General features: G+C 74.1%; 5 protein-coding genes and 1 pseudogene. 2 read left to right on the top strand and 4 right to left on the bottom strand.

Annotation, left to right across the window (positions count from 1 at the left end; all coding sequences use genetic code 11):
* A partial coding sequence (hrpA, locus tag HGCM_RS16885; protein WP_019135723.1) for an ATP-dependent RNA helicase HrpA occupies positions 1 to 4,187 on the top strand: 4,187 nt, incomplete at its 5' end.
* Between the two features lies 1 nt (position 4,188).
* Here hrpA and HGCM_RS04710 read toward each other — a convergent pair.
* From HGCM_RS04710 to HGCM_RS16880, 4 genes are all read right to left on the bottom strand, one after another.
* Positions 4,189 to 4,506: a hypothetical protein gene (locus tag HGCM_RS04710; protein ID WP_019135722.1), complete on the bottom strand. Its 318-nt coding sequence runs from the start codon at positions 4,504 to 4,506 to the stop codon at positions 4,189 to 4,191.
* A 215-nt stretch (positions 4,507 to 4,721) separates the two neighbouring features.
* Positions 4,722 to 5,129, bottom strand: coding sequence for a hypothetical protein (locus tag HGCM_RS04705; RefSeq protein ID WP_161604963.1), 408 nt, complete (start codon positions 5,127 to 5,129; stop codon positions 4,722 to 4,724).
* A 169-nt stretch (positions 5,130 to 5,298) separates the two neighbouring features.
* The gene (locus tag HGCM_RS04700) at positions 5,299 to 6,102 is read right to left on the bottom strand and encodes an ABC transporter permease (protein WP_019135720.1); all 804 of its coding nucleotides are present in this window, start codon (positions 6,100 to 6,102) and stop codon (positions 5,299 to 5,301) included.
* Positions 6,099 to 7,013: a daunorubicin resistance protein DrrA family ABC transporter ATP-binding protein gene (locus HGCM_RS16880; protein ID WP_019135719.1), complete on the bottom strand. Its 915-nt coding sequence runs from the start codon at positions 7,011 to 7,013 to the stop codon at positions 6,099 to 6,101. Before HGCM_RS16880 ends, HGCM_RS04700 begins: the two co-directional genes overlap by 4 nt.
* An 82-nt stretch (positions 7,014 to 7,095) precedes the next feature.
* Between HGCM_RS16880 and HGCM_RS19665 the strand changes: the two are divergent.
* Positions 7,096 to 7,413, top strand: a pseudogene (locus tag HGCM_RS19665) (hypothetical protein); the annotation flags it as partial.

Raw genomic sequence — 7,413 nt, 5'->3', positions numbered from 1 at the left:
GGGCCGAGGACGAGCGCCGGTCCGCCGCCCGCCGGGAGCGCGCCGCCGCCGCCCGCGCCGCGGTCGTCGTCCCGCCGATCACCTACCCCGAGCAGCTGCCGGTCAGCGCGCACCGCGACGAGATCGCCGCCGCGATCCGCGACCACCAGGTCGTCGTCGTCGCGGGCGAGACGGGCTCCGGCAAGACGACCCAGCTGCCCAAGATCGCGCTCGGCCTGGGCCGCGGCCGCGCCGGCCAGATCGGCCACACGCAGCCGCGCCGGATCGCGGCGCGCAGCGTCGCCGAGCGCATCAACGAGGAGATCGCCGGCGACACCCCGCTCGGCGGGCTCGTCGGCTACCAGGTGCGGTTCACCGACGAGTCGAGCGCGGACACGCTGGTCAAGGTCATGACGGACGGCATCCTGCTCGCGCAGATCCAGCGCGACCCGATGCTGCTCGCCTACGACACGCTCATCATCGACGAGGCGCACGAGCGCTCGCTCAACATCGACTTCATCCTCGGCTACCTCACCCGCCTGCTGCCGCAGCGGCCGGACCTCAAGGTCGTCATCACGTCGGCCACGATCGACTCCGACCGGTTCGCGCGGCACTTCGCGGGCCCGCCGGACGAGGCGCACCCGGACGGCGTCCCGGCGCCGGTCGTCGAGGTCAGCGGGCGCACGTACCCGGTCGAGATCCGCTACCGGCCGCTCACGCCCGAGGAGGACGCACCGCGCGCCCAGCGCGAGGACCGCGACCTCATGACGGGCATCACCGACGCGGTCGACGAGCTCATGGCCGAGGGGCCGGGCGACATCCTCGTGTTCCTCTCCGGCGAACGGGAGATCCGCGACGCTCAGGACGCGCTGCGCACGTCCCTCGGAGCGCGCGTCACCGACCCGCGTCACCCGCAGGCCGTCGAGCTGCTGCCGCTGTACAGCCGGCTGTCCGCCGCGGAGCAGCACCGCGTGTTCGAGCGCCACCCGGGCCGCCGCGTCGTGCTGGCGACGAACGTCGCCGAGACCTCCCTGACCGTGCCGGGCATCCGGTACGTCGTCGACCCGGGCACCGCGCGGATCTCGCGCTGGTCGAAGGCGACGAAGGTGCAGCGGCTGCCGATCGAGCCGATCTCGCAGGCGTCCGCGAACCAGCGGTCCGGGCGCTGCGGCCGCGTCGCCGACGGCATCGCGGTCCGGCTCTACTCCGAGGACGACTTCCTCGGCCGGCCCGAGTACACCGAGCCCGAGATCCTGCGCACGTCGCTCGCCTCGGTGATCCTGCAGATGATCGCCGTCGGCGTGGCCGCCTCGCCCGAGGACGTGACGAGCTTCCCGTTCGTCGACCCGCCGGACACGCGCGCCGTGCGCGACGGCGTGCAGCTACTGACGGAGCTCGCCGCGCTCGAGACGGTCGAGGGCCGCACCCGGCTGACCGAGACCGGTCGCGCGCTCGCCCAGCTGCCGATGGACCCGCGGCTGGCGCGCATGGTCGTGGAGGGCGGTCGGCGCGGCGTGGCCCGCGAGGTCATGGTGATCGCCGCGGCGCTGTCGATCCAGGACCCCCGCGAGCGGCCGTCGGAGGAGCGCGACAAGGCGGACCAGGCGCACGGGCGCTTCGCCGACCCGACGTCCGACCTGCTCTCGTACCTCAACCTCTGGCAGTACGTCCGCGAGCAGCAGCGCGAGCTCTCGGGCTCCGCGTTCCGGCGGCTCGTGCGCTCCGAGTACCTCAACTACCTGCGCATCCGCGAGTGGCAGGACGTCGTCACGCAGCTGCGCGAGCTGGCCAAGCCGCTCGGCATCGTCGTGCAGCCGCCGCGCCGCGACCTCGCCCCGGAGGACGGCGACCCCACCCGCCGAGGCGCGCTCGCGCTCGCGTGGGACGCGGACCGCATCCACGTCAGCGTCCTGGCCGGGCTGCTCAGTCACGTCGGGATGCAGGAGGCGACGGAGGTGGCGGCGAGCGGCGCGCGCGACGGCGGACGACGCGGGCGCCCCGACCGGCGCGCCCGCAACGAGTACCTCGGCGCGCGCGGCGCCCGGTTCGCGATCTTCCCCGGCTCCGGGCTCGCCAAGCGCCCGCCGGCCTGGGTCATGGCCGCGGAGCTCGTCGAGACCTCGCGCCTGTGGGCCCGGGACGCCGCGCGCATCTCGCCCGAGTGGGTCGAGGAGGTCGGCGCACACCTCGTGAAGCGGACGTACTCCGAACCGCACTGGTCGACGAAGCAGGGCGCCGCGATGGCGACCGAGAAGGTGCTGCTCTACGGGCTGCCCGTCGTCGCCGGGCGCAAGGTCCTGTACGCGAAGGTCAACCCCGCCGAGGCGCGCGAGCTGTTCGTCCGGCACGCGCTCGTGCAGGGCGAGTGGACCACCCACCACCGGTTCTTCCACGACAACCGGCGTCTGCTGGCCGAGGCGGAGGACCTCGAGGCGCGGGCGCGGCGCCGAGACCTCGTCGTGGACGACGACACGCTGTTCGACTTCTACGACGAGCGCGTTCCCGACGACGTCGTCTCCGCCCGGCACTTCGACCAGTGGTGGAAGGCCGCCCGCCGGCAGCAGCCGGACCTGCTGACGTTCACGCGCGACTTCGTCGTCGCGGGCAGCTCCGACATCGACGAGTCCCGCTTCCCGTCGCGCTGGCCGCAGGGCGACCTGTCGCTGCCCCTGACCTACCAGTTCCAGCCCGGGACCGAGGCCGACGGCGTGACGGTGCACATCCCGCTCGTCACGCTGGCCCGCCTGCGACCCGAGGGTTTCGGCTGGATGGTGCCGGGCCTGCGCACGGAGCTCGTCACGGCGACGATCCGGTCGCTGCCGAAGGCCGTCCGGGTGCAGCTCGTCCCGGCGCCCGACGTCGCGCGCGAGGTCGACGCGTGGATGGACGCCCACCTCGCCTCGTGGCAGGACACCGTGCGCGCCGCCGACGCCGCGCCCTCCTTCCACGACGCCTTCCGCCAGGCCGTGCGCGCCGTCCGGGACGTCGACGTGCCGCCGGACGCGTTCGACGACGACAAGCTCCCGCCGCACCTGCGGATGACGTTCCGCGTCGTCGACGACCAGGGCGCGGGGCGGCGCGGCGGCGTGGTCGACGAGGGCAAGGACCTCCTGGTGCTGCAGCGGCGGCTCGCGTCGCGGACGCAGGACGCGGTGGACTCGGCCGTCCGGACCGCCGTACGGCAGGCGATGGAGGAAGCGCGCCGCGCGGCCGGTCCCGTGGCCGACGGGCCGGGCGACGCACCCGAGGCGGCCGCCGCTGCGGCGCCCGCGCCGCGTCCTCGTGCCGCCGCGCCCACGCCCACGCCGGAGCCCGGCCTGGAGCGCTCCGGCCTGACCGGCTGGCCCGAGGACCTGGCCGCCCTGCCCGACGTCGTCGAGGCGTCCGCCGCGGGCGTCACCGTCCGCGCGTTCCCGGCGCTCGTCGACGAGCGCACGTCGGTCGCCGTCCGCACGTTCGCCGACGAGCAGGCCGCGACCGCCGCGCACGGCCGAGGGCTGCGCCGCCTGCTCGTCCTGGACGCCGGCCTCGCGACCGCGCGCGTGACGACCCGCTGGTCCGGCGCCCAGGCGCTCGCGCTCGCGGCGAGCCCGTACGCGTCGACCGCCGCGCTCGTCGACGACGTGCAGCTCGCGGCCGTCGACGCCCTGCTGGCCGCCGCGCGACGCGACCCGGCGGCGGTGCGCACCGCCGACGCCTACGGCGAGGTCCGCGCGCTCGTCCGCGACGGGCTCGAGGACGAGGTCCACCGCCTGGTCGGGACGCTCGTCGACGTGCTCACCGCCTGGCGGGAGCTCGACGCGGACGTGCGCGGCACCAGCAGCCTCGCGCTGCTGTCGACAGCCCAGGACGTCCGGGAGCAGTCCGCGGCCCTCGTCCACGACGGGTTCGTCTCCGAGGTGGGCGCCGCCCGCCTGCCCCAGCTCCCGCGCTACCTGCGCGCCGCGCGCCACCGGCTCGCCAAGGCCGCCGAGAGCCCGCAGCGCGACGCGGACCTCGCGTGGCAGGTGAGCGACGTGGAGTCCGAGCTCGCCGCCGTCCGCGCACGGTCCCGCGCGGCCAGCCCGGACCGGGCGCGGACCGCCGCCCTGGACGAGGTCCGCTGGCTCGTCGAGGAACTGCGCGTCAGCCTGTTCGCGCAGCAGCTCGGCACACCGGTGCCGGTCAGTCCGACGCGCATCCGCAAGGCCCTCGCCAAGCTGGCCTGACTCAGCCCCAGGCAGGCGCTCGGTGCACCGCCACCACCGCGGACTCGTCGTCGAGGGCGCGGCGCTCGCCGGACGGACCCCAGACCCGGTAGCCGATCGACGCCAGGGGCTCGTCACCGGCGCCGAAGTACTCCTCGGCACGGCCCTCGACGATCGCCTCGACGACGTCACGCACGGCGCCCCACGGGTCGCCGCCGTCGGCCCCGACGACGATGCGGCAGGCCGACCCGGTCAGCACCCTGACAGGGTCGCCAGCCGCGAGGATGCGCACCGGCCAGCCGTGGTCGTGGGGCAGCAGCAGCACGGTGGGCCAGCTCACCGTGCACGTCCCTCGCTGACCGACCACGCGTGTGAAAGCGCTGGTTACCGATTCGAGGTCTGGGTGCATTCTTCGATCCTAATGTCCGAGGGCGACGGGAACGGGCGTCGCCGGTGCGGGAAACGTCCCGCCCAGAGCACCGCTCAGGCGCATCATTGATGCGTGGCGCTGGCGGCACCCAACAACACGCACACCCGAGCTCACGCCATGCCGAGTCACCTGCACGTGATCTTCGCGGCGCCGCCGTACTGCCAGGCGATCGACGCCCGCGGGTGACCCTTCAGCACGCCCGACCCCCTCGCGGCGACTCGGTACGTGCCGTCGCTGCACAGCTTGTCCGCGGTCATGATCGTGTACGTCGTTTCGGCCTTGACCGGCCTGATGGTGCGGGTGAACCTCGTGCCCGCGACGTCACGCCACTTGCCCTGGGACAGGCGCTGCATCTTGACGACTCCCTCCGCGGAGTCGATCGCGCCTGTGCACCGCAGCGTGGCCTTGCCCTCCATCCAACCCGGCGAACCCTTCGACTCGTGCGGATGGTTGACCTTGAAGTCGCAACGGACGCCGCCGAGTGACGCCGAGCACCCTGACAAGGCGCTCGCTCCCAGCACTGCGGCGGCCATTCCCGCGAATATTGCTCTCAAAGTTCTGTGAAACGTCACTGCGCCATCCCGTCGTCGCTCCGGTGAATGGACGGTGACGCTAGATCCGTTCGGCACCCTCACCAGGGGTGTCCACAGGGACCGAAACCCGCTCGATGCGTGAACAGACCCTGTGGACGGTTGGAGCCCCTCAGGCCTTGCGGCGGAAGATCACCGCGGCGGCCAGCCACCCGACGAGCAGGAGCCCGACGGACCACGCGAGCGCCGCCCAGACCGTGGACGCGGCGACATCCGTGCCGAGCAGCAGGCCGCGGACCACGTCGGCGACGGGCGTGACCGGGTTCCAGCGCCCGATCGTCTCGAGCACCGGTGGCATCGTCTCGAGCGGGACGAAGGCGCTCGACACGTACGGGATGAAGAGGATCGCGAACGTGAAACCGCTGGCCGCCTCCGCGCCCGAGGCCATCAGCCCGAGCGCCACGGACACCCAAGTGATCGCCAGCACGTACAGCAGCACCACGCCCATCGCGCCGGCCCAGGCGAGCGGCGAGGCCACGGCGTCGAACCCGATGAACGTCGCGATCACCAGGACGAGCACCGTCGCGACCGCGTTGCGGACGAGGCTGGCGACGACGTGCCCCGTGAGCACCCCGGTGCTGCGGATGGGCATGCTGCGGAAGCGGTCGACGATGCCGTTCGTCCGGTCGTTCGCGACGTCCACGGCCGCGGACGCCGCACCGTAGCCGGCCGTCAGGATCACGATGCCCGGCACGACGAAGTCGACGTACTCCATGCCGGCCTCGATGGCGCCGCCGAAGACGTAGACGAACATCAGCAGCAGCAGGACGGGCAGCGCGATGCCGAGGATGACGGTGTCGACCTGCCGGGTGGACCGGCGCAGGCACCGGCCGATCAGGGCGAGGGTGTCGGCGCCGGGGCGCGGGCGCGCGGGCGCGTCGTCGCGAGGGCTGAGGTCGAGGGCGAGGGTGCTCATCGGGTCTCCTGGGCGGTGGCGAGGGCGGGCGCACCGGGCGCCGTGGGGCGGCCGGTCAGGGTGAGGAAGACGTCGTCCAGCGTGGGCTCGCGCACCTGCCATGCGGCGACGAGCAGGTCGCGTCGCTCGACGTCGTCCAGGATGCGGCGGACGTCCGGCACCGAGCCGTCGGTGGGGACCCGCTCGGTCGTCCCGTCCGCGAGCACGAGCTCCACGTGCGCGGTCCCGATCGTGCGCTTGAGCTCGGTGGTCGTCCCCTGCGCGATGACGGTGCCGTGGTCGATCACCGCGACGCGGTCGGCGAGGCGCTCCGCCTCGTCGAGGTACTGCGTCGTGAGCAGCACGGTCGCGCCCGCCGCGACGACGGTGCGGACCATGTCCCACACCTCGCCGCGGCTGCGCGGGTCGAGGCCGGTGGTGGGCTCGTCGAGGAAGACGACGCGCGGTCGACCGACGAGGCCGACGGCGAGGTCGAGCCGCCGGCGCATGCCGCCGGAGTACGTGCGCACCGGGCGGCGCGCGGCGTCGACGAGGTCGAACGCCTCGAGCAGCGCGGCGGCCCGGTCCCGCACCTGCGCACGGGGCACGTGGGCGAGCCGGGCCATGAGGCGCATGTTCTCCTCGCCCGTCAGCAGCTCGTCGACCGCCGCGTACTGGCCGGTGAGGCTGATCGCGGCCCGCACGGCCGGCGCCTCGCGGACGACGTCGTGCCCTGCGACGCTCGCGCTGCCCGAGTCCGGGGCGACGAGGGTCGACAGGATCCGGACCGTCGTCGTCTTGCCCGCGCCGTTGGGGCCGAGCAGCGCCAGCACCTCGCCGGCGTGCGCGTCCAGGTCGAGCCCGTCCAGGACGACGAGGTCCCCGTAGGCCTTGCGCAGCCCGCGGATGCGGACGGCGGGGTCGTTCGTCATGACGCCCTCCGGTTCTGTGTACGTCGTAAACTGTGTGTGTATGTCATACACACTTGTAGGATCGGCCGTCAAGGAGGTGGCCATGCCGATCGACGAGCGCGACGAGCTGCCGCGCGACCCCGACGCCGCCCGCGAGGCGGCCGCGCTGCGACGCGACCGCGAGCGCGCCGACCGGCTCGCCGCCAAGGAGCAGGACCGTGCGCGCCGCGACGAGGAGAGGGCGCAGCGGCAGCGGGAGAAGGACGCCGAGAAGGCGCGCAAGGACGCCGAGCGGCTGGAGCGCGAGCGTCGGCGCGTCGAGGAGGAGGCGCTCAAGCAGGCCGAGCGCGACCGCCAGGAGCGCGAGCGGCACGCCCGCGAGGCGGCCCGCGAGGCCGGGCGCGCGCAGCGGGAGGCCGAG

Source organism: Cellulomonas massiliensis JC225 (assembly GCF_000312005.1).
In the GTDB taxonomy this organism is placed as follows: Bacteria; Actinomycetota; Actinomycetes; order Actinomycetales; family Cellulomonadaceae; genus Cellulomonas; species Cellulomonas massiliensis.
Note: the sequence above shows the minus strand (reverse complement) of the source record. Positions and strands in the feature narration are given on the sequence as shown.

Excerpts from the sequence above, each read along its gene's own strand:
- HGCM_RS04700 (WP_019135720.1), bottom strand. The coding sequence starts at position 6,102 with ATGAGCACCCTCGCCCTCGACCTCAGCCCTCGCGACGACGCGCCCGCG.
- HGCM_RS04705 (WP_161604963.1), bottom strand. The coding sequence starts at position 5,129 with ATGGCCGCCGCAGTGCTGGGAGCGAGCGCCTTGTCAGGGTGCTCGGCG.
- HGCM_RS16880 (WP_019135719.1), bottom strand. The coding sequence starts at position 7,013 with ATGACGAACGACCCCGCCGTCCGCATCCGCGGGCTGCGCAAGGCCTAC.